We start from the raw sequence: 25,856 nt of genomic DNA, 5'->3' as shown, positions 1-25,856 counted from the left end.
AAGACGCTAAACCGATCACGGCAGCGCCTAAAATAGTCATTCCTATATACATGTAAGTTATAACCTCATCAAATGTTTATTTTGTTCAGTTTCACATTCATTGTGTAATTTCTAAAAAATAAGAACAAAAGCACCCGAATGGATGCTTTCATTTTTAATACATATAACCATCACTATTGAAGTAATATTTTACCCCGTCAATTACCCTGGATTCACTTGTTGCAAGTCCATAATTTCCAGGAATCCAATACATCCATTCCCCATTCGTAGCAGAACTTTTAAAAACAGTAATGTAAGTTCATTATTCCGAAATTGCAATTATATGTAAAAAAATATCATACAAATGACCTGTATATCAAGAAAGAATTGATGTGCAGATCATTTGTATGAGCAAACTTTAAACAAGAAAAAGAATCCCAAAAATCATAAGGGATTCTTTTTTATTTCATTATTTTTTTGAATATTACATTATTCTTTGTTAAACAAATAAACAAGGAATTGCAATAGGCTCTTATTCATTACGATTCATCGTTATATAATTAAACGAATTTATTTTACTAATAATGAATATGTTCCCTTTCCATTTTCCTCTTCAAAAAATGAAACTAAGTAATACTTCCCAGGTTTCGCTTCAAAATTCCCTTTTATATTATTTCCATCCGCTTGGCCCGTAATGACAGGATTTCCTAGATCTGATTCGTGATATACATCCCATTGTATCCCAATTCCATGTTCATCTATAACAGAAATATCTACTTCTTTTGGAGATGTGACATTGAATGTGTGCATATACGCCATATTAGGACGATCCATATCTCCTTTTGAAAGCTTATTAAAACGAATTACCTTTGCATTTTGATAGTTATGACCTGCTGGCTCATCTTTTTTTACGGTAACCGTTGTTTGACCTCGGCCCACTTTTCCTTTATTATCTTTCACTGTTAGCTTTGCAGTATATGTTCCCTCTTTTCCATATACATGAGTAGGATTTGCTTCTGTACTTGTTGTACCATCCCCAAAATCCCAGAGATAAGAAATAATTTTTCCACCTGTACTTTCTGTACCATCGCTATGAAACTCAACTTTTTCATTTAATATTTCATTGTACGGTCCATTCATATTTACTTTAACAGTCTGTTTTTCTTCTTCTCCCGTTGCAACACCATGGAATACAACATCATATTCAAATTGATTTTTCGCATTCACACGATAATTAACAAAATACGCTGTAACTGTTTTGTAGCCGCTCCATTCTTTTTGCGCTATCTGTTCTAAGGATTGATTGATTTTCTTGCTCATCGTTTTCCAATCCTCAGATTCTCCTTTTGTTACGCCACCTGTATATGTCCCTTCTAATGTAAACGTGTCAAAAAATTGAGACTTATGCTTTGTAATCGTTGCATCTTTTATCTTTGCTACATCTGTAATGTCTTTCTTTACATCAGCTAGTGGCTTTGGTGAATGGGCAGCTAAATAATCATCTGATACTTGCGGAGTATTATATGTACCCTGATTATCAATTAACTGCTTCATATAGTCTTGGTATCCTTTATTTAAATTGGGATCCTTACTTAAAGCTTCACGATATGCATCATAATTCTTCACATCATTTGCACGAATGAAGTCTTGAATCTTATCGAAAGTTTCAAATTGATGAGTATATAAGTAAGACTGCAGTGCAAAAGAATAATTATAAAAGTCCCATTTTTCGTCTCCTTCTCCTTCTCCATATTTTGAAAATAATGTTCTTTCTGCTGTATAACGTTTCGCAGGATCAGATGATAATCCACTAATTATACTTTTGCGCTGAACAACATTATTCGTACGAGTAGATCCCGCAAAAAATTCTGCATTTCCTTCTTCAAACCAAGTCAAACGTTGATCTTGATACATTTCTCCTTGTCCCCATGATCCTGGAACTTCGTATCTTCCCTGTAAATAGTGTGTAAATTCATGACGGAACAATTCTTCCAAACTATAACGACTTTGCTGTGGTGTACGCTCAAATGTAAAGAACGTTCCGATTCCTTCAATGTAAATGCCACCATTATTCGTATCATATCCATATAGTTGGCTATTTCGTTTATATTCATCTGGATTATTATAAATGACGATTGTCAGTACATCATCAGCTTTTCCTGATTCTAACGCTTCATCTTTTCCAATTACACGATGATACTGCGCTTTTACTTCTTTTGCAGCCCAATATAGTTTCTTAACCTTTTCTTCCGTTACTTTATCTCCTGTTTTAAATACAATAGAGCCGTCATCGAATGTATACGTTTTTGGTAAGTACTGCTGCTGGCCTTCTTCACGTATTTTCTTAAAATCTACTATATTTCCGTTATAATCTTTTCCACCATAGTTTGTTGAAATTTGCTCTACCGCATTAAAATAAGCCTCACTTAAACGAGGGTACATATGCATTGCATGTGTAAGTACTTCTAAAGGTTTATTTGGATTACTATGGAAATTCCCTAAACGACCAGTATAATAAATACCATTATTAATTAACCATTTATTCTCTGTTGTTACATGGTTCAAAAGAGCCATTCGACTAACTTCATTTATGTAACCATCAATTTTCCCATACCATATTGTTTCATCCGCTTTTTTACGTGTCTCAAACAAGTAAGACTGTATATCATCATCAATCCCTTGTATAAGCTCATACAATGCGTCCCCTTTCTTCTTGTCACTTATAAATGTGGAAATATTATCGTTATATTGCTTTAATATATTCGCCGCATATTGAACTGTTTCAGCATCACAAGAAGCGTTTCTAATTAATTTACCGTATGCAGATACCACTGCATCCTGTTTATCTGTACCAAATTTAAAATTCGGATTTTTTGCAATTGCTTTTAATGCAGGTAAACATTTATCATGAAAGCTTCGTTCATTTAAATAGCTTATCTCTTTATTATTAAAGCCTACATAAGATATGGAACGTAATACTTCAGCAAACGTCTCAATCCCTTTTGTATCATCTTTTGTAAATGTGCTTCCACGACGACCTAATTCATCAATAATAACCTGTATTCGCTCTTTATTTTGATAAAACTCTTTTGTCTCTTGATTAAATTGATCTAAATCTGTAATTTGATTCCAACTAATACTTGCCAATGTATCGATGAATTCGTCATTACTCATTCTATTCAGCTCTGCTAAAGAATACTTTTGCTGAAATTGTTTTGCCGCTGCTCGTTTCACGACCGGAGCTGGACGTTGTGAAAAATCGCCTACTTTTAAACGCTCTTCATAAGACAATGTTTCGTCTGCTTTTGTAGAATGTGCAATTTCATCTGTTGAAGTTTCTATCCCAATTGGTTTCTTTTGTAACACATTATAAGGTGTGTTTTCTTCCGCTGATACTTGTGTTTGGATACTTCCAAATGATAAGGCCATTGTACTAATACCGAGCATCATTTGGGTAAACCTTGATTTCTTGTTCATAACATTTCCCCCATTTATATATTCCATTCAACAAATAACATATTATCCCGATGAAATAATGTAAAATGCAATATTGCATATTCTTTCTTTGTACATTTCTGTACACGGTAATGTTGAACAAAAAATCATAAAATGCCTCCTATTTTTGTGTTTAAAAACCTTGTAAACTTATGTGTGTTCAGATAAACATACCTTTGCAAACAAAAAAGAATCCCAAAAGGAACGAGGGATTCTTTTTTGTTTTATCTTTTTATCAGAACCAAATTAAATAAAGAGCTTTCTACTAATAAATTTATTCATAACGAAGGGCTTCAATTGGATCTAATTTTGCTGCTTTGTTCGCTGGAATCAACCCGAAAATAATACCAAGTGTCATAGCATTAATTATGTAAACTAATTGATAGTAAGTAGAGGGTATCTAATGAGCTGGGATCCATTAGTATAACTACTTAGTCTATCTCACAAGTAGCTGCTGCATAAAATACCGTATAGGTGTTACTGTATAAGTTAGCGTATAAAGGTGAATATTCGAACAGATAATATACAGGTTATAATCTTGCAAGTACTTCTATTAAGCTATTTCTATCCAGCAACACTTATACAATCACTGGTGGATATAGGTTTGGTGAGGTAGCACAATATGAGTAGTACCTAGCAGGGTATAATCCAAAGTGGTTTCACCTTCTCGGTTAGAGTTGAATGGTTATGTTTTTATAACTTTATAGTTCCTATGTTGATGTACTGAAAAGTGACCACATCGAGGCGGAGGTTTTACTATTTAGTATCACCTGACAGTTACTTTAATTGGTTAGAGATTGTACATCGCTCCACAGGAAGAACCAACTCCCTATAGCTACAACTAACAAGGCGACCGAGCCAGCAAACCACTTGTTCATTACTATCTCCATAATATCCATTAGTTTCCTACCTCCCAGTTGCTACTTTATAAGTTGTTCTCTTGTAGGTACCCCCATGAAACACCCTAAATCGTATATTCGTTCCAGTTAATTTATTTTCAACATATAGAGTTTTGTATTTCTTATTAAAGTTAGCTACAAAGTTCGTTGCATCAGCACCTATGAGAACGACTCTATCGTCACCGATATAAAACTCAATAGCTGCCTGATCTAGATTATCGTGCCAGTTAACCCACTTCTTAAACCACTTAAACATTTTATACTCCTCCTCTTAGTTTTCATAAATAGTTATTCTATTTATTCCTAAGTTTTCCCTATCAATACCACCTGGGAAGCTAACTTTTGGACGTACTCTACAAGCTCCTCACGAGTACTAGCTCATTAAAAAGAAATACAAATAACTACTGAGATAGCCAATAGAGAAGTAACTACCTAGATATCCTCCTCGGTGAAACCGAGAGTAATACACAGTATGAAATTAACCAATGATAATTCAAATAAAAAAATCCCCGGATCATTAAACAGATACGGGGATTTTTTTATCGATGATTCTCTATATTTCCATACGCCTCATATAACTTTTGCTGTAACATCTCACTGTTAACAAAATAGTGTCAGGCTCATAATGCTTCCACTTGAACGAATGTTTTGTTTCCATACCGATCACACACCTTTGTAGAGTAGTAGTATCAGTATGTCCAAGTTTGATAGATTTTTTGCACCAGAACCATTTTTCTTATATTTTTTTATTAATTTTATTAATTTTTTTGTAAAATTCACCTTTTGTTTTTACATGATTAAACTGATTCGGATTAATATTAGCTTTTTGAGAGAGTGCTACAATCTCTTCTTTTGTAATTGAATCTTTAGTATTAATAGATGCTATATTTGTGTATTTTCCATCTTCTGTTTTTGGAATTTCTAAAAACCCTTTATTTACAAGATCCACTACAGCCTTATGATCTGAAGAATGTGTATCTACACCAGTAATTTTCCAATTATGCATAACTTTTGGCGTGTATACACCATTCTTTACCTCTTTTAAATATGTAATAGCAAGGTTACGGATGGTTCCACCTGTTTCTCCGAATGCATTCTCTTGTTTAGATGACCAAATTTGTTCAAACTTACGTCCCTCTAAAGCTCCTCCTTTTGCCTGAAGAGCCTCCATTCTATATGCATTCATTCCCAGCGTCATAACATCGTTCATTCCGATTGGTTTATTTGTACGAATAGATCTTAAATTTGTAATTCTACTTCCATATGGTTTTGTTAAATCAATTTCGTATTTTACGCCCCCAAAGAAATCGTTCGTACTGTATTTAGACGCACGGCGAGTTTTATCAAAGCTAACTGTTACATCTCCAGCACGAGATGAGTTAAAATACCCTGCCGCCCATTCCATGTAGTCTTTTAAATCTTTCCCAGTTATCTTATATACTGTAATTTCTCCCAAAGCATATTGGTAATTGTACGCAATATCTTTCTTCTTAATAGGACCTACATCCAAACGGGCATAATCATTATCAATTTGGTGGGCTACTACATCTGCTTTGCTGTAATAGAGCATGACTTCATGAAAGAAATCTGATAATGGTGTCTCTTGAATTTGCACACTTGGAATACCCTTTATTTCATTTTCAGGAACAAGGTTTCTACCCTTTAATTGAGCAACTACAACATTTGCATCTCCTCTCGCATACTCGTGAAAAGGTGTTAGTGTTTCTTCAAGTGTAGGATCAGATAATACCGTTGTTCCATCAACATTTTTTACAGGTAATGCGGTAGCTGTTTTATCTTTTAAAACCAGTTTTCCATCTTGCTTTGTAAAAGTAAGGTCAATACGTGAGATATGTGTTCCATATTTATCTGGTTCTGTAATAATAACACCATTTACAACTTCTTTCTTAACAAGTTTATGCATATGTGCTGCAAAAATAGCGCTTAGTTCCGGACAAGCATTCGCAATATCTTGAACTCCAGTACCAGGGATTCCATTCTCATTTTCTAGTCCCATATGCATAACCCCTACCATTACATCTACTTTACCTTCTAATTCTTTAATTGCCTTTTTTGTCTCTTCTACTGGATTTTTCACCACTAAACCATCCAAATGATTTGTCCCTTTTTCAAAGTCACTAATCATTGGTGTATTCATACCAATAATCCCGACTTTAATTCCACCCTTTTCAACAATCGTATATGCAGGAAGAAAACGCTCTCCATTCTCCTTATAAATATTTCCTGCTAACATCTTTCCCTTATATTGCCCACTAACTTTTTTCAATGTATCTAATCCAAAATTAAATTCATGATTTCCAAATGCCCAAGCATCATACCCCATTGCGTTCATCGCTACCATCATCGGAGATTGTGGCTTATCATTGAATAATTCTACTGAGTTTCCTTGAATTGTATCCCCAGCATCTACTAATATGGTATTTGGATTTTCTTGACGTACTTTCTTTATAACCGTATAAAGCTGCGTTAAACTTCCACTCATATTTGCTCCATCAAGCGCATAATCCCAAGGCATAAATCTACCATGAATATCTGCAGTACCTAACAATGTAATATTAACATCAGATTCCTCAGCTTTAGAGATAGCTGGTTTAACTGTTACTGCTGTTACAAGAAACATAAGAATAACAAAATAACATACATAGTTCTTCCATTTCATTTTTTGCATAATAACAATATTTCTCCCCTTTTTGTGCTGTCATAAAGTTGCTTGAACTTTAAAAATGTAACTTATTATTTGGAAAAATTCAACTGTAAAAGATAATTTTGGTGGTGGTTCTGGTGCAAAAATAAAAGAGAGTAAAGTATATACCCCTAACAGAGTTGCACTTACGCCACTCGTCCAAACAATTGATGGATAAATTCTTTCTAATTTTGAACAGACTGGTCCAATAAATCAATCTATTCTTTTTTGATCACATGAAAACAGATAATAAAGGTATTTAATTTAGGTGTTATAAATGCAATAACCACATATCATTATTAAACTAACAAATGAAAGTGAAGCAAAAATCCCCCAATTTATTTTCCCTTCAATCTGACTTATTGACTGTGAAGCACTTCTCCATATGAATCCCCCTTGATAGGTTCTGGTGCAAAGATAAAATAAAAGAGACTATAGCGCATATATTTCGAGCGGAATTGTATTTTATGATGTTAGCCCAAACAATTGATGGATGAATTCTTTCTGATTTTGAACAGACTGATCCCGTAAATCAATCTGTTCTTTTTTAATCATATGCATGACTTCTACTCCTGCAAGAATGGATGTAGCTGTGCCAAAAGACTTGAACCCTAACATAGAACGCACAAGTTTCTTAATAAAACGATGATCTTGTTCCACTATATTATTGAGATATCTAACTTGTCTTAGCTCTATGCCTTCATTCAGGCATATGTTTTTCTTCTTTCAACGCTTGAATTGCTACAGGATAGGCAGGGTTCTTATCTACTGTTATCACGCGAGGTTTAGAAACGTACGGAAAAGCCAGGGCTTTCTTGAAAAAACACTTGGCGGCTTGTTTATCTCTTGATTTACTTAGATAAAAATCAATGGTATTCCCTTCTGAATCAACGGCACGACATAAATACATCCATTTCCCTTTTACTTTAATATAGGTTTCATCGACTCTCCATGAATCATTTGTTGATTTTAGATGCTGTCGTACTTTCTCTTCTAATTAAGGTCCATATTGATGAACCCAGCGCATAATCGTTGTGTGAGCAATGGATACTCCTCTTTCCTCCATCATTTCCACCAGGTTACGGAAGCTCAATTGTACCGTAGGCACCACCTTACTGTTAATAAGATTAGTTCAGGCTGATAATGTTTCCTCTTGAATAGGTTTTGCTTTTCCATACTGATCACGTCTTTTTTTAGAGTACTAGTATCAGTATGTCTAAGTTTCAGAGATTAGTTACATAAATCTTATAGTTTTTGCACCAGAACCGAATACCTTATATCGCTTATGTATGCAGAATTACATATCGACATTTATTGAAAATAATTCTCACTGTAACTATAATGGTTTCAGGAGGTGATATTTTCACTTCCTTTTCAAATCTCACAATATATTAAAGGAGGAACTAGCATTATGAAAAAAGTTATTTTAGCAGGGGCACTAGGAATTGCAGTACTATCAGGTATGAACTTACCAGGAGCAGAGGCACCAAAAGCGAGTGCAGCAACTACAAATTTAGAAATTCAAGAAGTTACAAAATATTACTCTATGAGTTCTTACGAAGTGTCTCAAAAGGAAACATTTAATCTCAATAAAGGAGAAGAACTTACAGTCTTTGTACAAAATTCTGGGTTCCCAATTTCTTATACGGTCTTTGATGCAGATAATCAAATAATTGGCACCTACAATGCTAATTCACCATATGGTCGCGTATTCAAAGCACAAAAAGATGATAATATTTCTGTACAATTTCAAGCAGGTGCAAATTCTTCGTACATGAAGAAGATGAATTTCACAGCTAAATTTGCAGTTTCTAAGCTTAACTAACAATCAAAATTTCATTATCCTCTTTCAAAAAATTAAAAAGGTATATCCCTTCAACGGGATATACCTTTAACTTTAGTGAATTTTATATTGACCAGATAATTGCTCTTGCGCCATACGCACTAAACGTTTGGTAATTTCTCCACCTACTGAACCATTCGCTCGTGCTGTTGAATCCGGTCCAAGTGTAACACCAAACTCCTGAGCAATTTCATACTTCATTTGTTCAATTGCACTTGCTGCAGCGCCTACCAAAATCTCGTTTGAATTATTATTTTCGCGAATTTGCATTCCTTACACTCCTCCACTGATTTTAGTAATATTATGTTTCATTTACAGCAAAATATGTAAATAATCTCCAAAACAAAAAAGACACCTTAAGATGCCTTTTTTCAATATGTTCATGTAACGCCTAATTTGTTTTTAATCGTTAAAGCAAGTAAAGGGTCTACTGAAGTACTTTTCTCCTCATGATATAAAGTTACTACAATGTTCTCCAATGTAATCATAGTTCAAAGATTTGTGCTTTTATAAGTCTAGAATCCCCATAACTTCTTTCGTAAATAGTTTAAAGTCTTTTAGATGTTTTTCAATAATTTGACGAACAATATCTAAGTTTACACTTTGATAATCATGAACAGCAATATTTCGAAACCCAACCATTGCTTTTAACTTACTTGCCAGTTCTGTACTAAGTAGATCTGCATCAACCAACAAATCAAATGCCTCTCTACTAGATTGAGGTAGTCCCAACTTCTTCCCTGCAACAATATGCATTGCTAAATCAATACTTGCTTCGCATGCTCTTTGAATATTTAATATTATAGAATCTTGCTTTGTATAATCCTCTAAATTATCAGGGTTATTTCCATATACCTCTTGAATTCTTTTTATACAACGCTCTATTGTAGAAATTTTATTCAAAATTACTTCATTCTTCATATATAGAACCTCTTTTCTTTATATCCTCAAATACGATTTTGCGTTCCTCATTCAATTTTGAATACATCTTTAAAGTTTTCATTTCAAAAATTATTTTTCGCTCTTCATCCGAACAAAATATTGTCTTTCCTGTATGTATAATTTGAGCTTGGAAAACTGTAGAAGCTTCTGATAAATCAACTAAATCAACATCTCTATGAACAATATCCGCTAACTCCTGTGCTAATAAAAAACGTTCATAATTCCCTAATTTTATGTCACTTAAATAAGCTATATCAATGTCACTATCATCTCGTTCTCTGTTCTCTGCTGTGGATCCAAATACAATTATCCAATAGGGATTCACGGTCTCTTGTAATTTTTCTATAATAGCTGTAATCATGCTTTGAAAAATCATTTAATTCATCCCCCCTTATTATACTTGAATTTTATTATATCATAACCATTATCCAATCTTTTAAGCTGCACAACTACATAATTAAATTAAACCTTCTTGACGCCTAAAGCACTTTAAAATTATAGATTTTTTTGCTAGAAGAATCCCCTTGCAGGACTTAGGCCGCTTTTAGTGATAGGATTAAGACCTAATGCTGTAGACAGAAATTTTAAAGTTCTTGTGGGTATAAATCTTATATCATTATTTAACATGCAATAACTACACAGATTTATTAACCTTTATATTTTCCTCATTTAAATACACCAGAAAAGTGTTAGAATCATATCCTCAATTATATATAGAAATATAGTATGTCATAATGTTATTTCATCTTTGAAGTTTTCTTCACAAAATTCTTAATTTCTTTTAATGTTTTTCCACTAATATTATCTTTGATGGTTGAATCTATTTCATTTTCAATATAAAAAGTTTTCTCATTAACCTTTGTTTCAAATTTATATTTGTTTTTATCCCAATTTATTAGATTACTTTTTAGGTGTGCGATATTCACTAAATCAAATTGAATCATAAAAGGTTCTAAAGCTGGATAAAAATGTCCAAGTTTACTATTCTCTTTTAAAAAAACTATATATGTGTCACCCGATTTAGGTTTTATATACAATGGATCTTTATTTTTCACTTTTTTTGTAAACACTTTCGTAGCACCTTTCAGAATTATTCCATTGTCATCAATAACTTCATTACTTTCCTCTAATACGAGACTTTCTGAGTATCTATGATTTATTAAAATTTTATTCTCTACAGAGTCCCCTTTTAAAATTTCTTTGACATGAAAATTAAACAGATGGGCTTCGACATCTTCACCTTGAATCTCATATGATGAATTGTTTGCCATATTCCATTTAGAGTGTAAACCGTCATATTCACCTAGTACAATTACATCTGCTTCTTCCACCATTTCCCTTAAATGATTTGTAGTTTTGAATGTCTTACTTAATACTATAGTTTCAGAATTCGATGAAACATTAGACATTTCTGCTATGTCTGTATTTGACCAAATTGTTTTACCAATAATAATTAAAAAAGTAAATATTAATAAACATAGACTCCATTTCATTACTTTATGTTTATACATTATAATAACGTCTCCTTAAAAGATATTTTCTCAATATAAATATTCAAAATTTTCAAAAAATATTAATCCAAAACAAGATAATGATGCTATAATTCTCTTGTTAAAAATAATCTTTGGAGGGATAATATGAATTTTAGAAAAGGGGTTACTGCATTTTTATTAGGTAGTGTGTTTGTCTTTTCCAGCGTTGGAGTTTCAGAAGCATATGTAAAAGAAGGATGGAGGCTACCTTCAACATCAGCTACATATAAGTGGGGAGACAGATTAGACGATGGCTCAAGTATCATTAAATCCGGTTGGCAAGCTGCAGATTCAGCCTGGTACACTGCTTCTCGCATTAACTTTACAGTTTCTTCTTCTTCTGTGAACACATTAAACTCTTGGTTTGAAAGTTCTTCAACTTATTATGGAAGAATGAACACAACTTATAATACATCCACTAAAAAAGTAACGAAATTCGCTGGTGATATTAATGCAGGGAATACAAATATTACAAAATCTAATGTTGCTAAAAGTACAGGAGTTCATGAGTTTGGTCATGCAATAGGAATAGGTCACAACAGTGGCACTTCAATTATGAACAGCAATCGTAATCGTACTACTATGCATGTCCCTCAAACCGACGATAAAAATGGTGTAAATGCAATCTATTAACAGAAAAAGGAGATGATTTCTTAATGTTAAGTAAAAAAGCAAAAACTATAGTAATTGCAATACCTTTGGCTGCAGTGATTGGTTTTGGAGGATATTCAGCATTTAATAGTCACTTCTCCCATGTTGCTGGCGAAGATAACAATGCTGAAACTGTTATTATCAGTAAAGATTTCCCTGCTACAAGTGATTTAAATCAAATGATTAATGAAGCCGATCTAGTTATAATTGGTGAATATGAAGGTCTTGACTCTAAGTGGAATATGGCACGTAATCCAAGTAATCCACCGGAAGAAGATACAGAAAATTATGTTGAAGGACATCTATATAATTTCAATATTTCCGAAACAATTAAAGGTGTGACTGAAAATAAACAAATAAAAATCAATCATCGTTTTGCTGAAACTATTAAGCTTGAAGATTCTAATGCAGTTGTTGCACCAGATGGCACAGTTACAAAAAAAGCTACTAAGATAAATACTAAAGAGGTTCAAAATAAGGATCCTTTATATATCGAACCTAAAGTTAATAAAAAATATATGATGTTTTTGAAGAAGGATCAATTATTTGGAAACTACTATGGAGCAATTGAACCATTCGCAATTACTTTTGATGAAAATAACAAAGCTGACCTTCAAACAAACATAGAAACTATTAATGAAAGTAAGATGTCTTCCAAGGCACAAATTGCAGGAAAAACAATTGTATTGAAAAATGAAATACATGAAACTATTACTGACAATATTAGCGGTAAGACCCTTAATGAATTAAAAGATCAAGTAAAACAAAATGTTAAGTAATAACCATGACTTATAATAATTTGTTCTAATTCATAAGATAGTTAAAATTAATTTATAAAAGTTTTCACAAATTAAATACAAATTATCTTGAACTACCCCTACTTTCACTTCGTTTAGAATTTTGGGATGGATGTCAGGAAATATTTAAAAAAGAAAGGGCTTATCTTTAAAGAATCCTTAACATAAGCCCTTCCTTCTATCAAATTATTAAAACACATTCGTTTCTATCACAATTTACAGCAATTTTAATTGCAATGGATTACCTATTTCAAATAGCAAAGACTACAAATTAGGTGAGAAATTGAACGTTTATGCAGTTGATTGGACTGCACTATTACCACCAATTTCCGTTATGCATACAATTGAAAAAGTAGCCCATTTCTAAATTTAGAATGAGGCTACACTGAAAGTTATTTAATTTTTGATATAAGACACTTCACCTAAAATATCCACTGTAGTACTTTCCTACTCATATAGTTAAAAGGCTCTTATGCTACTACGCATAAGAGCCTTTTTGACTAGTATCATAAACAACTAGTTATATAAGAATCCTGCAACAGAAAATAACAAAAAAGAATTACTTAAAGTATAAGTTACATTCTAATATTTTATTGTCGATAACTGACGGTATCATTATACAGCCTATTTAGAAGAGTCATGTACATTTCGAAGAAGTTCTTCAATAAGTATTGTTTTTTCATTCACCTTTGTGGCATATGTGAAATCACCATAACAATATGGATACCTAAAATTATTTTTATTTCCACCACAAGTGTACATCGCTGGATTTTGATCAACTTTCATCTTAGAAAACTTTTTGGCCGAATCTTCCGAGTGTTGTTTAACTTCTTGACTGGCAATAAAATCAATATACCCTGGCCCCATATTATAGCTTTGAATAATTGTATCCATGCTAACATCTTTTTCCGTTCCATATTTGTACATTTTAGCAAAGTGTTTTACCCCTTGTTTAATGCTCAAGCTTGTCTCTTGAATTTCATTTGGCTTTAATCCAAGTGATTCAGATGACTGCATAGGGTCGTTTCCCTCACCTCTACTCTCTTGATACATAATTCCTAATAAAACTGCTGTTTTCCCTCCTAAATTATATTTTTCTAATTCTTTTTTCAAGGTAGGCTCATATTGCAATACACGTTTTTCGGTAGCGAGCGCTTTATTTTGTTGAATATTAGTTTTATGATTAAAATATAGTATTCCAAGCATTGTTCCTAAACCTAAAATACTAATAAGGAATACTTTAATAATTTGTTTTTTACTCATATCCTTCATATATTCCTCCTCGTATAAGAAATTCAATTTTTCAATGGCGGTTGGTTATTTACAAAATATATAATAATCATCTATTTCTCTGCCCCTTTCAGACTCAAATTTATTTCTTTTAGGTTTAAAGTTTAATATAGAAATTTAAAAATAAGATAAAGATAAGATAAAGAAAATATAAAGTGCATTTTTTAAAGTACTTTAAAAAGATATTGGTACAAACGAATATATGGGACAAGTTATAGATATGAATGGATATAGTGATAATCGAGAGGTTATCATACAAGTTATTAATTATGGAGATATCATTCTAGAAGAAGTTTTACCCTATCTTTTTCATATACTTTATTACCATTTCATAACTTACTTTAAATTTACTTTGCTCATTTACTGCATTTTAACAATCATCATCACACATGACTTAATATATTATTGAAAAGAAAAAAGCTCTGCACTATGCAGGCTTTCTTTATGATTTCACCGCTGAATTATTCATAAAACTTTCTATAGAATTCGCCTGAAATATACGTAAATGAGGAGATTGAACGTCGTAATGTTTGTCAGTAATGATAAGGATTGAAGGAAAGAATTTAGAACCTTTCGGTTGCCAGGATTCATTGTGCCATTCTTGGCTATGGAAGTATAACTCGTATCTGTCTATCTTATCTTGCATTATTTTTTTACTGTACACTGACTTTTGAACTTCAATAAAGAATGGCGATCTACGCCATATTGTAAAAGCATCCGGCTCCATATATTCTTTCCCATACTTTGGTTCAACTTCGAATAGTTTAGGATTTTCATAATGAACGAGTTGTTTGTATACGTCCACAATACCAAGGAAATGAGGAATTTTTTGACTCGTTTTTCTGATAGAACTGGGTTGCGGAAAATAAATGTATGGGTGCTGCGAAACATTTGCATCAACATGGCCATCTCTTCTTAATCGTTTCATAACCGTATTACAACAAGTTACCGCATTCTTTAAGCCTTGAAAATGCAAGTCAATAATATCGTCACGGGACATGCATCTAAATCGATTCAAATCATTCAAAATTCCTTTATCTCTACTCTTCATCATCTAACACCCCAAATAACGGAATTTCTTCTTGCGATGAATTCTGGAGTATTTTCTCCTCTTTAGACATGCGATATTGTTCAACAATTTGTTTCGCCTTACTTAATTCCAAATAAGGAGCTTGCACTTTCTTTAATCCATTTCGTTTTAAAATCATTTGGCCTGATTGCTCTAAATGCTCTGAACCAGGAGTACCCATGATATTACTATTAATTGCACTATCACATTTAAAGCCGATTCTTACGGTCATATTGAGCTTTAACTTACCATCTAACACTTTCGCATCTGGCCGCTGCATACTAAGCATAAGAAAAACTCCAAGTGATCGGCCGACTGCTGAAATCTTTTCAATCGTAGTCATACACTCTTTTTCATCTTTAAGCATAGCCACTTCATCGATAGCAAGTAGAATATATGATTTTTGATGATTAGGATTTAATTTGTTGTACGCATCAATATGATCAACTTCATATTCTTCCATAAGTTTTCTTCGTTCTCTGATTTCCTTCCATAACTTTTGAAGCATTATTTTCATTTCAATTTCTTCCATACAAACTTCTTTCACATGCTTCACTCTACGCAAAAAATGAAATTCAGAGTTTTTTAAGTCACCAAGGTACAAATGCAACTTTTCAGGAGACATATATTGAATGAGTGTGGATAGTACAACACGTACCATACTACTTTTCCCGCTTCCCGTTTCCCCTGCTATTAATAAGTGTGGTGTATTGGAATCAACCATATCGTACGTAATCGTTTTTCCGAATTGGTCCCGGCCAACCACAACAGGAAGACGGTATTCTTTTAATAATGGCTGCCATTCTTTATAACAGTACTTGTAAGGTTTTAGTCCAGCATCTGAACGGAATACATGTAGTACAAACTTTTTCACATCCCCTTCAATCGTAATATTCCTCCCTAATATTTGCTGAAAACAGAACCACTTCTTTTCAATCTTCTGTGGATCTAATCCGTTTGGGATGGTAAATACATATCTCACGCTTTCTTTCGAAGAGGAAACATCATGTATCTTTGGATAAATAGGAACTTTGCCCCCACGCGTTTGATGTTCCGTATATAAACCTGCTTTTCCGAACACCTCCATAAGCTGATTCCTTAACCTTTGCGTACGAAGCCACTCCTTTATAATCCCCATTACTCCCTTCCCTCCTTAAAACATGATTACGATACGAACAAATACATATCCAATCAAGCAAACTCCACCAATTCGCGTGCCGTGATAAATACCTTCGCTTACAAATTTAGCTGCTGATATATAGTCATGTCGCACCAAGTATTTTTCTAACATGACTGCTCCGATTAAAATCGTTCCCATAACTCCTAATGCAATGTAAGTATGTAATACCTGATCCGACATATGAAGGAATGCGAAAGGACTTAATGAATTGTATTTACGGATTTTCTGTTCTTTATCTTTGCATGACCGATCCATAAACTCGCGAAAAGGAATTATTTCTTTCCTAGCACGCATTTAAATGCCCCCTTTATAAACAGAATTTAGAATGTAGATATTACATAGCTTCATCTACTTAATACCGTGGTAGTTTTACCTTGGTAGAAATCTTGATAAATACTGTGGTAATTATTCGCAACTTACTTTGGTAACCTCGTATTCTTCTATCTTAGTAAATACCGTGGTAGCTGCTTTGATACATCATATTGTGGGCAGCTTGTACATTATGTAAAAAACTTTTGCCGTCTATGCGAATAGTTTTTTACATTTATGTCCACAATGTTGAAAATAGGTTCAGGAGGGATTTAAGTGTTTTGGAAATTCGGAGGGAAAAACCGAACGAAATTAGGTGATTTTTTAGATCGGAATGGCTTCACCCAAAGTGATTTAGAAAAGACCGCGAAATTAAGTCGTCCTACAGTTTCAAAGGCGTGCAATGATAAAGAATACATACCTAGTCCAACTGTAATGAAAAAGATTTTAAAAGTTATTAGGCAAATAAAACCCAATGTTAAATCCACCGACTTTTGGGATATGTAAAAACTGGCTAACTAGAGTCAGTTTTATTTTTTTACAAAAACCACTTCATAAAAGAACGTACATTCGCGTATAATAAGAACATACGTTCTTGTTAAAGGAGGCATAACGGTGTATGATTACTCAATCTTGCCAAATCGAATTGTTTTATGTGTAGATCTTCGTAGCTTTTATGCAAGCGTGTCCTGTATCAAGATGGGATTAGACCCACTACATACCAAATTAGCTGTAGTAGGAGACGTAAACAGGAGTGGCTCCATTGTTTTAGCTGCAACACCACCACTAAAGGCATTAGGTGTTAAGAAAATGGCAAGGTTGTACGAAATACCACGACACAAAGACATTCTTGTGGTAAACCCAATCATGGGCACTTATATCAAATGTTCCAATTACATAACAAAATTAGCTTTACAATACGTTCCGATTGAGGATTTCCACCAATACAGCATCGATGAATTCTTTATGGATATTACAAGAGGTAGCATATTTACCGCCCTCCATGATATTGATATCACAATTTTTGAAGGTGAATTCGTTGGCATTATGGGCCCATCTGGATCTAGAAAATCAACCTTACTAAATATATTATCTACAATTGATGTACCAACAACAGGTGAAATCATAATGGATGGAACAAATATTATAAAAATGACAGAAGAACAACTTACTGCATTCCGTCGTGATACACTCGGCTTTATTTTTCAGGACTACAATTTACTTGATACGTTAACGATAAAAGATAATATACTGTTACCGCTTGCTTTAAGAAATATAAATGCACAAGAAATTGATACACGTGTAGATGAAATTACAACAATATTTGGCATTCAAGAACTGCTAAATAAATATCCATATCAGATTTCTGGTGGACAAAAGCAGCGTGCCGTAGCAGCTCGAGCAATCATAGGAAAACCAAAACTTATTTTGGCAGATGAACCTACAGGAGCATTAGATTCTCAATCAGCAAATAACTTACTTCATAGTTTACAAATGTTAAATACAACACAACTCTCCACCATCTTGCTTGTGACTCATGATCCTTTTGTAGCAAGCCATTGCAAACGCGTTCTCTTTATTAAAGATGGAAAAATATTCACAGAACTTGTAAAAGGTGAAATGCCGCAGGAATCATTTTTCCAAAAGCTATTACATATCCTTTCTGCTCTTGGAGGTGGTGAGGTTGACGCCAACATGGTAGCGACAATGAAAATGTGTAGTTTTTCATTACCTTCTATTATATATGTAAACAACATGAGAAATTAGATTTGTTTAATTCCCTAAATTGTACATATAAATCATTAGCATTAATTTATTACTTTCCCCTTAGTGTTTTACCTCTACGTTATACTACATTACCTATTGAGAACTATAACAAACACATATGTTGTAAAATACATTTTTTTTGAGGAAACTTTAACCATTTAAGGGGATGGATAATACTAGCAAGAAAGCCAGCGAACTTAATTTTGGTAGCACAGAAAAAGTAGACGGCCATTTTGGAAAGCATGGTGGAGAATTGGGAGGTGCATATTCTAATATGAATGAATATCTGGCTAGTGCTAATGATGTGATTAAGAATGGAACCAAGGTACAATATAATTACAAATTAAAAGATGGAACAATAGAATTGAGAACTGGCTATGTAAAGTTTATGAAAAACAGTAGTTTAACTAATCCTAAGGGTGTTCCAATAAAAAGTTATGCTAAATTTGAGTTTGTAGGAACTAATAATTTGGGGGAAATTACAACATACCATGTAGAAAGTGGAAAAACTTTCTGGAAAATGATGAATAATGGTAACGATATTCCTGTTATCAATCCAGTAGAATAGAGGTTATAAAATGAAAAATAAGATATTGATATGTAGAATTGATCCAATTATTGAAGAAGAAATAGATTTTTTGATAAATAAGCAAAAAGTAACAGGTTTTAATACTTCACCTCAAGAAGTTATTGTAAATAAAGAATATGAGGCTGAGATAGATATATTTGTGAATGACGCTTTGACAATAGAAGAGCAAATAGAAGATAAATTTAAAAAAATAGAAAATATCACCAATGGAGGTTATATTCTTTTTGGTAAATTGCTCAAAGATAATATTTTAGACGTTGGATTCTCTATAACTAGTGACTTATTTGAAGACTACAAATATTTAGAAGGTCAATATGTCTGTTTACAAGTTGACAGACTACAAGTATCTTTTGACTAGCTACTTTTCTAGATTCTGAGGACAAGAAAGAAACTTTTTGAAGAACAAGCCTTCTTTAAGATTGGATATTTCAATGAACCATGTTATCTAGCTTGGAGTAAGTGAAGAGAAAGTTACATATGGAGAATAATCAACAAAAGAGACCTCACATTCGGGGTCTCTTTTGTAACTCTTACTTTACATACACATATGCTTCAATTGCTGATACATAGTATGTTTTACCCTTGCTGTGTACTTTGTATTGTGGCGCTCCGTTCACAGTTACCTTTACATCAATGGTAAATCCTAATCCTGCATCTAAAGTACCAGCCACGTCTTTATCATGCCAAGATGGAGATTCATAGAAACGTAGGTTGTCCACTTTAGTAACAACACGCTTCCCTACAATTGAGGAATCTACTGTGCTTTTCTTACTAAACTTCACATAAGATGGATTGTTCTTAATCCATTGTTCACCGCCAAGATTTAACCAACCACCCTTTTCAGCCCATACAGCATAATATAAATCATTAGCATCAATTTATTACTTTCCCATTCGTATTTTACCTCTATGTTATACTACATTATCTTTTGAGAACTATAACAAACACATATGTTGGAAAATATATTTTTTTGAGGAAACTTTAACCATTTATTGTTATAATTATATCCGCAATATTTTTCCAGGAGGGTTCCTATAAAGAACAATAGGATAATGGACATACATACTAGGCACTCCCCTTCTTTAATACGTTCATAGAAATATAGAAAGGGTTTATACGATGGGACAATTCCAAAGTAATTTACAAACAGCAACACAAATTGCTACGAAAATGGGATCAGCTTCTGACAGGATTCAAAGTGCAACAAGTCGTTCTATAACAAAGGCGACGCGTACAACACTATCTGTTAACTCCAAAGCACAAGAAGCGAGCCAACAAGTTTTAGATTTGACGAAACAATTTTCTGTAGCCTTTCAACAAGCGGTTGATAATATTCATTCGGTAGCTAACGAGTTTGAGAGAATGGATAAAGAACTTCAAAATATTTTTCGCTAATGTGATAACCTACGTAAAGTAAAACGGTAGGAGGAAAAAGATGAGTCAAGATATTGAAAAACAAATGAATCAATTAAATCAAAAATTACGAAGTGTATTTGAAGAACAGAATCGGAATCAATCTGCGATTCAAACACAGGAACAAGTAGAAGAGGATTTTCATGTATGGAAAAATCAAAACCATCGTTTGTTTGACCGTATTTTAGGAACTTGGCATAGAGATAGAGAAATGTCATTGTTTTTTATGAATATGAGTCAAGATGCACAATATATTGAGCGAAAACTTACTTTCGAATTGGAAAATCAAAAAGAAACATTACTTAAGGAAAAACGAAATCTTAGTGACTTAGAAAATGACCTTTACTATCAAAAACAGAATCTAGCAAAGGAGGTCAATTCATGAGTTTGAATATGTATCTAGGGGAAGTACATACGCAAACACAAAGCATGAACGCTGTATGTACCGCTACCATTCAAGGTATGGAACAAGCTATTCAGTCGATTGATGCTTTTGCAATTGATACTGTTCTACAAGGACAAACATATAGCAGTGCAAAAGCATTCTTTGCACAAACCTTTCGTCCATTAGCACAAGGAATCATTTACTTGTGTGAAGAACTAATTCGTCAGAATGATGCCTTTCCAAGTCAATTTCAATCACAGGTAGCTTCAACTGATGTAATTGAACATGAAATATTAGAACAAATTCGAGAAATTGACCGAATGAAGGCAAGTATGGAAGCCATCAGTCAAGCTATGCCAATCCCGGGTATGGACGCTATGACGAATCTTTTTATTGCCATGAGGCGCAAGCTTCAAGAAAAGTTAGATCATTTGTATCAGTTCAACCAAACATCTAGTAATAACTATAATACAGCAATTCAATTAGCCGCTAGCATTGCGACGGGTCTTGCTGAAGTCCAAAGTGGGAAAGGTTTTAGTCCTGCTAGTGGTACATTTAGTACACAAGGGTTGAATATGGAATGGGCGGCTTCTATTCAAGCGATTGCAGAAGATAGGAATCGTCAGGCTGATAATTCAATTGAAGATGGAGAAATGTGCGGTAGGATAGAAGAGAAATCTCCGATTAGAAAGGCTTGGGACGATAAGATAGACGATGTAGTTACAATGTTCGAAACAGTAAAAAAGATGTGGAATGGTACTGTAATCGGAACAGGGAAAGCTGTTGAAGATGAAATCAAGTCCATGGAAGCTTTAAGTAATATGGATATAGGAACTTTTATTAATGTTACATATGCGATTTTACATTTGGATGAAACGACAAAAAATATGTGGCATGCATTTTCAAGTACTGTGAAACGAGATATTATAGATGGAGATGCAGAGAGCATTACACAATGGACTACTTATGGATTAACCCAAATAGGCATCGGTCTAATTCTCGATAGGGGACTAGGTAGAGCAGGCCTCGTCACAAAAGGAGCAGGTGGAGCAAGTACATTAGCTAAAGGCGTAACGCTAGTAAAAGAATTGAAGCAAGTATCTGATATTTTACAACCTGTTAAGAAAGATGTTTCTTATGCTTTCTCTGGCGGAAATAATATACGCTCTAAATTTGATATACCTGATTTTAAACAAGCTGAAGAAAAGCTATCAACTCATCAGTTTGCTAATTCTGGTGGAAATACTAATACTAATGCTATAAAGCCAGGAGATACTAGTCCGTTAGCTCCAGGAGGAGGATTAATTGCCCATGAGGCAAAACCTGGCCAAAGAAGAGGTGGTCACTTAATCAAAAAACACGTAGAAAAAACGGATGCAGAACTATTGCAAAGATTACAAAGTGACCCTAGAATACCAGCATCATCATCTTTCACTAATAGGGCTATAGCCGAGAGAGTAGCTAATGAAGTTTTAAGTAATCCACAAAATATAGCAAAAATAAATAGGTGGTTAAACAATCCTAATAGCAGACCAACCTTACCGCTAAGATATAACGGTAATAGTATACTTGGACGATATGTCGAAAGAGGATCAAATGGTGCTTTAGATGTGGAAAATGCTGTGATTGTTTTGAAAAAAGATAACCAAGGAAGTTTTATTATTACAGGATATCCAGAAAAGTAGAGGAGAATTTGTATGGAAAATAAATATAGCCATTATGAAGAATTAGGTGATTTCTTAGCAGGAACATTTCACCAAGATATTGAATCACCTGAGGAAGCTCTTAATGAATTTATAATGGAAGTTACTAAAATATGTATCGAAAATACCAAAAATGATATACTTTTGTTTTTAAACAGTAATCTAACTGATAGTGAAAAAGAGGAATTTATTAAATATAATGCTTACATTTATTTCCCTGCATTAAACTTAACAGCTATAGAATGGTTACAGCAGACCCTTGAAATACTAAAAGAAGCTATAAAAAGTAAAGAATAAAAACTAAACAAAGCCGACTCAGCTTGATATGAGTCGGCTTTACTATTACTTCACACTCACATACGCATCACTAGCCGTAATGTAGTACTTATGCCCCTTCGAATTATAAACACGATACTGCGGATACCCATTGACATTTACCTTTGCGTCGATTGTAAATCCTACTCCTGCATCTAAAGTACCAGCAACATCTTTATCCTGCCAAGAAAGAGCATCATAAAAACGTAGATTGTTAACTTTCGAAACAACTCGCTTCCCTACAATAGAGGAATCTACTGTGCTTTTCTTACTAAACTTCACATAAGATGGATTGTTCTTAATCCATTGTTCACCGCCAAGATTTAACCAACCACCCTTTTCAGCCCATACAGCATAATATAAATCATTAGCATCATTTTATTACTTTTCCATTAGTGTTTTACCTCTACGTTAATGCTACATTACCTATTGAAAACTATAACAAACACATATGTTATAAAATATATTTTTTTGAGGAAACTTTAACCATTTATTGTTATAATTATATCCGCAATATTTTTCCAGAGGGGTTCCTATGAAGAACCGTAGGATAATGGACATACTTTGTACTCCCCTTCTTTAATACGTTCATAGAAATATAGAAAGGGTTTATACGATGGGACAATTTCAAAGTAATTTTCAATCGGCACAACAAATCGCTACGCAAATGAGAGCAGCTATGGGAAAATCATCTCTGCTTTCCCATCGAAATAAATTTTATTTTTAATATAAAGGAGTACAATAGTAATGAAATATCCGTATAGCTTTGAAGTACTTACCAATGGAAAATTAGTTATGAGACTTCCCCAAGAAATTAAACTTATTGAAACTTTTTTAGGTGTTGAAGTTTCTGCGTTTGGAGATTGGATTTTAGAAGAAATACATATTGTTTTAAACGGGGAAAAAGATTGCGTAGTAGTAAATGGTAACATTTGCGGTTTAGAAATTCGGAAAGATACAACTACTGTCCTAGACAATTTTGCCGAAGATGGTAAGGGTGAATTTTGTGAGATAGAAACGGTTGAATTAGTAGACTTAATTCATATTTGGCTAGATAAACAAAAGGAATTTAAAAAAGGGAAAAATAAAGAATTGTAATAATTTAAGTAGCTGGCTTCTATATGAAGTCGGCTTTATTTATTATTTCATATGCCTCTCATTATCTATATCCCTTTCGTAATTGCTAATTAGCACCGTCCACATTTTTTCCAGATGACTGGAGTCGAACACAAGTCTTAAAAGCTATTGAAGAAGCTTATGGAAATGCTAGATTTCAAACTGGCTCAAGTAATGCATATATTGGGGTAACTTCAAATGGAATGAAAATCAGAATTTTTCTTACTCCAAATAGAAAAATTATATCGGTATTTCCAATTTATAAAAGATAGGAGCAAGAAAAATGAAATATAATTATGAATTTATTGTTGGTCCATATGATACATTATTAATAAAATTACCTTCAGAAATATCTATAGTTGCAGATTTTTTAGCTTCTGATATACAAGGCGGGACCGCGGAACCATGGATTACAGAAATCGATCAAGTGTTAAACGGTAAGGAGGAATCCTCCAAATTCGGGGGGAATGCCTGTGACTTAGAAATAAAACCAGATTTCACACATATCTCAAATCGTTATGTTGAAGATGAAGATTATTCATGTACAATTGAAACTTCTGAGTTAAGAGAATTAATTTTAATATGGGAAGCAAAGTTAGCTCTACTATAAATAATGAAGGTACAATGTTTTTTAATGAAAAAGTACGATTTTTCACTTGTTGGTTTGAAGACTTTGAATAATTTTTTGATAACCTTGATTGACTAAGTACCTTTCAAACCTTATAGGTAAATAAACAAAACTATCTTGATAAAATGATTAAACAAGTAGGAAAAAATATATTATACAAAAGAGCATCCTTTAAGTGGATGCTCTTTTGCAACTCTTACTTCACATACACATAGGCTTCATTTGCTGTTACATAGTATGTTTTACCTTTGTTGTTGTGTACTTTTGAAACCACCTATTACTTAATAATTACATGTTCCTCACGAATCCAACGATTACCACCAATATCAACATGCCCATCTTGTCTATTAAACAACTGATACGGCTCACTTCCATCCACAAAACCAGTGTCATTGCCGCTCGGCCCATCGTAAGTTCGGATTTGATATCCTGGCCAATATTTAGTGTATGCATAGAACCATTGGACATCAAAATGTTTTAGGTAAGCCCACTGTTTTTCATTTCCAAGGCAGATCATATTTTTTTCTCCACCACCCCAGTATCCTTTCTGGATTAAGTAAGGGATTTTTTGTGTAATACGTCCAGCAAAAATAGGATCAGCAGGATTTTCATATAGATTCACACCATAACCATCATCGTATTTCGATGTTGCATGTCCAATTCCCTCTTTTTGAATAGGCTGAATTGGATCAATTGGGTTAATTGGATTTAGTTCATTACCACCAATAAACCAAGATAATGGCTTGTCTCCATTTAGAACATTTAAGTCAATTTTTCCTACACCATCAAGCCAACCGCCTGTTTCTCCGTCTGCATATTGCCATAGATCACACGCATAGGCAGGTTTATTACTTCCATAACGAGGAATCCATAAAAAGTCTGCTTTCACCTTATTTAAACCATATTGATTGTACATATGATGTGATACATAAAATCCAACTTTCCAACCTGCCGCTTTACATGTATCAATAAAAGCTTGAGAAGCAGCTGCTAGATTGTCGGGGCCACAACTTTTTAATGTATCATCTTCACAATCTAGCACTAAGAATTTAGCATTTGAATTTGTTCTTTTCATAAAATCGTTCGCTTCCACAATTGCATCATTAACAGAAACATAGCATCCATACGCATAGGCAGCATGTGGAATACCACGTTTCTCGGTTCTGGTGCAAAAAATCTATAAAACTTGGACATACTGATACTATTACTCTAAAAAGGTGTGTGATTGGTATGGAAAAGAATAATTTGTT

The 25,856-nt window shown here is 33.4% G+C and carries 23 protein-coding genes and 12 pseudogenes; 18 read left to right on the top strand and 17 right to left on the bottom strand.

Translation table 11 applies throughout. The features are described from left to right. Positions 1-549: 549 nt before the first annotated feature. The 5 genes and pseudogenes from colA to MR065_RS23955 form a co-directional block, all read right to left on the bottom strand. The gene (gene colA / locus MR065_RS23970) at positions 550-3,456 is read right to left on the bottom strand and encodes a collagenase ColA (RefSeq protein ID WP_242215310.1); all 2,907 of its coding nucleotides are present in this window, start codon (positions 3,454-3,456) and stop codon (positions 550-552) included. Positions 3,457-3,748: 292 nt separating this feature from the next. Continuing rightward, positions 3,749-3,826 (bottom strand): annotated as a pseudogene (locus tag MR065_RS27825) (ABC transporter permease); the annotation flags it as partial. A 554-nt stretch (positions 3,827-4,380) separates the two neighbouring features. After that, the gene (locus MR065_RS23965; RefSeq protein ID WP_242215309.1) at positions 4,381-4,629 is read right to left on the bottom strand and encodes a polyprotein; all 249 of its coding nucleotides are present in this window, start codon (positions 4,627-4,629) and stop codon (positions 4,381-4,383) included. Positions 4,630-5,109: 480 nt separating this feature from the next. Beyond that, positions 5,110-7,062, bottom strand: a complete 1,953-nt coding sequence (locus MR065_RS23960) for a bifunctional metallophosphatase/5'-nucleotidase (RefSeq protein WP_242215308.1) — start codon at positions 7,060-7,062, stop codon at positions 5,110-5,112. A 480-nt stretch (positions 7,063-7,542) separates the two neighbouring features. After that, a pseudogene (locus MR065_RS23955) lies at positions 7,543-8,253 on the bottom strand (IS6 family transposase). A 235-nt stretch (positions 8,254-8,488) separates the two neighbouring features. Here MR065_RS23955 and MR065_RS23950 point away from each other — a divergent pair. Next, positions 8,489-8,902: a hypothetical protein gene (locus tag MR065_RS23950; protein ID WP_242215307.1), complete on the top strand. Its 414-nt coding sequence runs from the start codon at positions 8,489-8,491 to the stop codon at positions 8,900-8,902. 72 nt (positions 8,903-8,974) lie between these two features. Here MR065_RS23950 and MR065_RS23945 read toward each other — a convergent pair whose 3' ends face one another. The 4 genes from MR065_RS23945 to MR065_RS23930 all read right to left on the bottom strand — a co-directional run bounded on the left by MR065_RS23945 (position 8,975) and on the right by MR065_RS23930 (position 11,373). Beyond that, on the bottom strand, positions 8,975-9,190 hold the full coding sequence (locus tag MR065_RS23945) for an alpha/beta-type small acid-soluble spore protein (protein ID WP_001167057.1): 216 nt from the start codon (positions 9,188-9,190) through the stop codon (positions 8,975-8,977). 237 nt (positions 9,191-9,427) lie between these two features. Beyond that, positions 9,428-9,841: a type VII toxin-antitoxin system HepT family RNase toxin gene (gene hepT / locus MR065_RS23940; protein ID WP_000787552.1), complete on the bottom strand. Its 414-nt coding sequence runs from the start codon at positions 9,839-9,841 to the stop codon at positions 9,428-9,430. Next, entirely contained in the window at positions 9,831-10,238 is a 408-nt protein-coding gene (mntA, locus tag MR065_RS23935) for a type VII toxin-antitoxin system MntA family adenylyltransferase antitoxin (protein WP_242215306.1), read from the bottom strand. The genes hepT and mntA overlap by 11 nt, the downstream gene beginning before the upstream one ends. Before the next feature lie 361 nt (positions 10,239-10,599). Further along, entirely contained in the window at positions 10,600-11,373 is a 774-nt protein-coding gene (locus tag MR065_RS23930) for a hypothetical protein (RefSeq protein ID WP_242215305.1), read from the bottom strand. A gap of 126 nt (positions 11,374-11,499) precedes the next feature. Between MR065_RS23930 and MR065_RS23925 the strand changes: the two genes are divergently transcribed. From MR065_RS23925 to MR065_RS23915, 3 genes and pseudogenes are all read left to right on the top strand, one after another. Further along, positions 11,500-12,027 carry a matrixin family metalloprotease gene (locus tag MR065_RS23925; RefSeq protein ID WP_242215304.1) on the top strand — a complete coding sequence of 176 codons (528 nt, stop codon included), beginning with the start codon at positions 11,500-11,502 and terminating at the stop codon, positions 12,025-12,027. A gap of 23 nt (positions 12,028-12,050) precedes the next feature. Continuing rightward, positions 12,051-12,824 (top strand): cardiolipin synthase, encoded by a 774-nt coding sequence (locus tag MR065_RS23920; RefSeq protein WP_242215303.1) that lies wholly within the window; start codon positions 12,051-12,053, stop codon positions 12,822-12,824. A gap of 259 nt (positions 12,825-13,083) precedes the next feature. Next, positions 13,084-13,209 (top strand): annotated as a pseudogene (locus MR065_RS23915) (DUF3221 domain-containing protein); the annotation flags it as partial. 257 nt (positions 13,210-13,466) lie between these two features. Here the strand turns inward: MR065_RS23915 and MR065_RS23910 are convergent. Next, complete coding sequence (locus MR065_RS23910) at positions 13,467-14,114, bottom strand: lysozyme family protein (RefSeq protein WP_000654275.1); 648 nt, start codon at positions 14,112-14,114, stop codon at positions 13,467-13,469. Between the two features lie 217 nt (positions 14,115-14,331). On the opposite strand from MR065_RS23910, the pseudogene MR065_RS23905 reads away from it, so the two are divergent. Then, positions 14,332-14,454, top strand: a pseudogene (locus MR065_RS23905) (vancomycin resistance histidine kinase VanS); the annotation flags it as partial. A 120-nt stretch (positions 14,455-14,574) separates the two neighbouring features. On the opposite strand, the gene MR065_RS23900 reads toward MR065_RS23905, so the two are convergent. From MR065_RS23900 to MR065_RS23890, 3 genes are read right to left on the bottom strand one after another with little or no spacing between them, the layout of a single operon-like run. Beyond that, a complete protein-coding gene (locus tag MR065_RS23900) occupies positions 14,575-15,150 on the bottom strand; it encodes a replication-relaxation family protein (RefSeq protein WP_242215317.1) in 576 nt (191 codons plus the stop codon). Positions 15,151-15,172: 22 nt separating this feature from the next. Continuing rightward, positions 15,173-16,339, bottom strand: coding sequence for an FtsK/SpoIIIE domain-containing protein (locus MR065_RS23895; RefSeq protein WP_242215302.1), 1,167 nt, complete (start codon positions 16,337-16,339; stop codon positions 15,173-15,175). 15 nt (positions 16,340-16,354) lie between these two features. Beyond that, positions 16,355-16,675: a hypothetical protein gene (locus MR065_RS23890; protein ID WP_242215301.1), complete on the bottom strand. Its 321-nt coding sequence runs from the start codon at positions 16,673-16,675 to the stop codon at positions 16,355-16,357. A 291-nt stretch (positions 16,676-16,966) separates the two neighbouring features. Here MR065_RS23890 and MR065_RS23885 point away from each other — a divergent pair, with 291 nt between their 5' ends. The 5 genes and pseudogenes from MR065_RS23885 (at position 16,967) to MR065_RS23865 (ending at position 19,404) form a co-directional block, all read left to right on the top strand. Continuing rightward, a complete protein-coding gene (locus MR065_RS23885; protein ID WP_242215300.1) occupies positions 16,967-17,197 on the top strand; it encodes a helix-turn-helix domain-containing protein in 231 nt (76 codons plus the stop codon). Positions 17,198-17,305: 108 nt separating this feature from the next. Further along, positions 17,306-17,659: pseudogene (locus MR065_RS27820) on the top strand (Y-family DNA polymerase); the annotation flags it as partial. Then, positions 17,657-18,379: pseudogene (locus tag MR065_RS27815) on the top strand (ABC transporter ATP-binding protein); the annotation flags it as partial. The pseudogenes MR065_RS27820 and MR065_RS27815, both read left to right, overlap by 3 nt. A gap of 244 nt (positions 18,380-18,623) precedes the next feature. After that, positions 18,624-19,025: a hypothetical protein gene (locus MR065_RS23870; protein WP_242215299.1), complete on the top strand. Its 402-nt coding sequence runs from the start codon at positions 18,624-18,626 to the stop codon at positions 19,023-19,025. Positions 19,026-19,035: 10 nt separating this feature from the next. Continuing rightward, positions 19,036-19,404 carry a hypothetical protein gene (locus tag MR065_RS23865; RefSeq protein WP_242215298.1) on the top strand — a complete coding sequence of 123 codons (369 nt, stop codon included), beginning with the start codon at positions 19,036-19,038 and terminating at the stop codon, positions 19,402-19,404. Positions 19,405-19,576: 172 nt separating this feature from the next. Here the strand turns inward: MR065_RS23865 and MR065_RS23860 are convergent. Further along, positions 19,577-19,903 (bottom strand): annotated as a pseudogene (locus MR065_RS23860) (N-acetylmuramoyl-L-alanine amidase); the annotation flags it as partial. Between the two features lie 262 nt (positions 19,904-20,165). On the opposite strand from MR065_RS23860, the gene MR065_RS23855 reads away from it, so the two are divergent. Genes MR065_RS23855 through MR065_RS23840 form a run of 4 tightly spaced genes read left to right on the top strand, consistent with a single transcriptional unit; the run spans position 20,166 to position 22,844 of the window. Next, complete coding sequence (locus tag MR065_RS23855; RefSeq protein ID WP_000529672.1) at positions 20,166-20,441, top strand: TIGR04197 family type VII secretion effector; 276 nt, start codon at positions 20,166-20,168, stop codon at positions 20,439-20,441. 40 nt (positions 20,442-20,481) lie between these two features. After that, complete coding sequence (locus MR065_RS23850; RefSeq protein WP_000076133.1) at positions 20,482-20,844, top strand: DUF3958 family protein; 363 nt, start codon at positions 20,482-20,484, stop codon at positions 20,842-20,844. After that, complete coding sequence (locus MR065_RS23845; protein ID WP_242215297.1) at positions 20,841-22,529, top strand: RNase A-like domain-containing protein; 1,689 nt, start codon at positions 20,841-20,843, stop codon at positions 22,527-22,529. The genes MR065_RS23850 and MR065_RS23845 overlap by 4 nt, the downstream gene beginning before the upstream one ends. Positions 22,530-22,541: 12 nt before the next feature. After that, entirely contained in the window at positions 22,542-22,844 is a 303-nt protein-coding gene (locus MR065_RS23840; RefSeq protein WP_016079286.1) for a contact-dependent growth inhibition system immunity protein, read from the top strand. Positions 22,845-22,889: 45 nt separating this feature from the next. Here the strand turns inward: MR065_RS23840 and MR065_RS23835 are convergent. Further along, positions 22,890-23,219 (bottom strand): annotated as a pseudogene (locus MR065_RS23835) (N-acetylmuramoyl-L-alanine amidase); the annotation flags it as partial. Between the two features lie 259 nt (positions 23,220-23,478). Here MR065_RS23835 and MR065_RS23830 point away from each other — a divergent pair. From MR065_RS23830 to MR065_RS23815, 4 genes and pseudogenes are all read left to right on the top strand, one after another. Continuing rightward, positions 23,479-23,541 (top strand): annotated as a pseudogene (locus MR065_RS23830) (TIGR04197 family type VII secretion effector); the annotation flags it as partial. A gap of 68 nt (positions 23,542-23,609) precedes the next feature. After that, positions 23,610-23,960 carry a hypothetical protein gene (locus MR065_RS23825; protein WP_242215296.1) on the top strand — a complete coding sequence of 117 codons (351 nt, stop codon included), beginning with the start codon at positions 23,610-23,612 and terminating at the stop codon, positions 23,958-23,960. Positions 23,961-24,067: 107 nt separating this feature from the next. Next, a pseudogene (locus MR065_RS23820) lies at positions 24,068-24,250 on the top strand (EndoU domain-containing protein); the annotation flags it as partial. 11 nt (positions 24,251-24,261) lie between these two features. Next, a complete protein-coding gene (locus MR065_RS23815; protein WP_097809722.1) occupies positions 24,262-24,588 on the top strand; it encodes a hypothetical protein in 327 nt (108 codons plus the stop codon). Positions 24,589-24,802: 214 nt separating this feature from the next. Here the strand turns inward: MR065_RS23815 and MR065_RS23810 are convergent. Continuing rightward, positions 24,803-24,871, bottom strand: a pseudogene (locus MR065_RS23810) (N-acetylmuramoyl-L-alanine amidase); the annotation flags it as partial. A 12-nt stretch (positions 24,872-24,883) separates the two neighbouring features. After that, a pseudogene (locus MR065_RS23805) lies at positions 24,884-25,765 on the bottom strand (GH25 family lysozyme); the annotation flags it as partial. Between the last annotated feature and the right edge of the window lie 91 nt (positions 25,766-25,856).

This window comes from Bacillus cereus group sp. BfR-BA-01383 (assembly GCF_022663495.1).
In the GTDB taxonomy this organism is placed as follows: Bacteria; Bacillota; Bacilli; order Bacillales; family Bacillaceae_G; genus Bacillus_A; species Bacillus_A cereus_AU.
Note: the sequence above shows the minus strand (reverse complement) of the source record. Positions and strands in the feature narration are given on the sequence as shown.

Excerpts from the sequence above, each read along its gene's own strand:
- MR065_RS23855 (WP_000529672.1), top strand. The coding sequence starts at position 20,166 with ATGGGACAATTCCAAAGTAATTTACAAACAGCAACACAAATTGCTACG.
- MR065_RS23850 (WP_000076133.1), top strand. The coding sequence starts at position 20,482 with ATGAGTCAAGATATTGAAAAACAAATGAATCAATTAAATCAAAAATTA.
- MR065_RS23965 (WP_242215309.1), bottom strand. The coding sequence starts at position 4,629 with ATGTTTAAGTGGTTTAAGAAGTGGGTTAACTGGCACGATAATCTAGAT.
- hepT (WP_000787552.1), bottom strand. The coding sequence starts at position 9,841 with ATGAAGAATGAAGTAATTTTGAATAAAATTTCTACAATAGAGCGTTGT.
- MR065_RS23840 (WP_016079286.1), top strand. The coding sequence starts at position 22,542 with ATGGAAAATAAATATAGCCATTATGAAGAATTAGGTGATTTCTTAGCA.
- MR065_RS23925 (WP_242215304.1), top strand. The coding sequence starts at position 11,500 with ATGAATTTTAGAAAAGGGGTTACTGCATTTTTATTAGGTAGTGTGTTT.
- MR065_RS23815 (WP_097809722.1), top strand. The coding sequence starts at position 24,262 with ATGAAATATAATTATGAATTTATTGTTGGTCCATATGATACATTATTA.
- MR065_RS23910 (WP_000654275.1), bottom strand. The coding sequence starts at position 14,114 with ATGAAGGATATGAGTAAAAAACAAATTATTAAAGTATTCCTTATTAGT.
- MR065_RS23930 (WP_242215305.1), bottom strand. The coding sequence starts at position 11,373 with ATGTATAAACATAAAGTAATGAAATGGAGTCTATGTTTATTAATATTT.
- MR065_RS23865 (WP_242215298.1), top strand. The coding sequence starts at position 19,036 with ATGAAAAATAAGATATTGATATGTAGAATTGATCCAATTATTGAAGAA.
- MR065_RS23825 (WP_242215296.1), top strand. The coding sequence starts at position 23,610 with ATGAAATATCCGTATAGCTTTGAAGTACTTACCAATGGAAAATTAGTT.
- MR065_RS23960 (WP_242215308.1), bottom strand. The coding sequence starts at position 7,062 with ATGCAAAAAATGAAATGGAAGAACTATGTATGTTATTTTGTTATTCTT.
- MR065_RS23920 (WP_242215303.1), top strand. The coding sequence starts at position 12,051 with ATGTTAAGTAAAAAAGCAAAAACTATAGTAATTGCAATACCTTTGGCT.
- MR065_RS23890 (WP_242215301.1), bottom strand. The coding sequence starts at position 16,675 with ATGCGTGCTAGGAAAGAAATAATTCCTTTTCGCGAGTTTATGGATCGG.
- MR065_RS23945 (WP_001167057.1), bottom strand. The coding sequence starts at position 9,190 with ATGCAAATTCGCGAAAATAATAATTCAAACGAGATTTTGGTAGGCGCT.
- MR065_RS23895 (WP_242215302.1), bottom strand. The coding sequence starts at position 16,339 with ATGGGGATTATAAAGGAGTGGCTTCGTACGCAAAGGTTAAGGAATCAG.
- mntA (WP_242215306.1), bottom strand. The coding sequence starts at position 10,238 with ATGATTTTTCAAAGCATGATTACAGCTATTATAGAAAAATTACAAGAG.
- colA (WP_242215310.1), bottom strand. The coding sequence starts at position 3,456 with ATGAACAAGAAATCAAGGTTTACCCAAATGATGCTCGGTATTAGTACA.
- MR065_RS23845 (WP_242215297.1), top strand. The coding sequence starts at position 20,841 with ATGAGTTTGAATATGTATCTAGGGGAAGTACATACGCAAACACAAAGC.
- MR065_RS23870 (WP_242215299.1), top strand. The coding sequence starts at position 18,624 with ATGGATAATACTAGCAAGAAAGCCAGCGAACTTAATTTTGGTAGCACA.
- MR065_RS23950 (WP_242215307.1), top strand. The coding sequence starts at position 8,489 with ATGAAAAAAGTTATTTTAGCAGGGGCACTAGGAATTGCAGTACTATCA.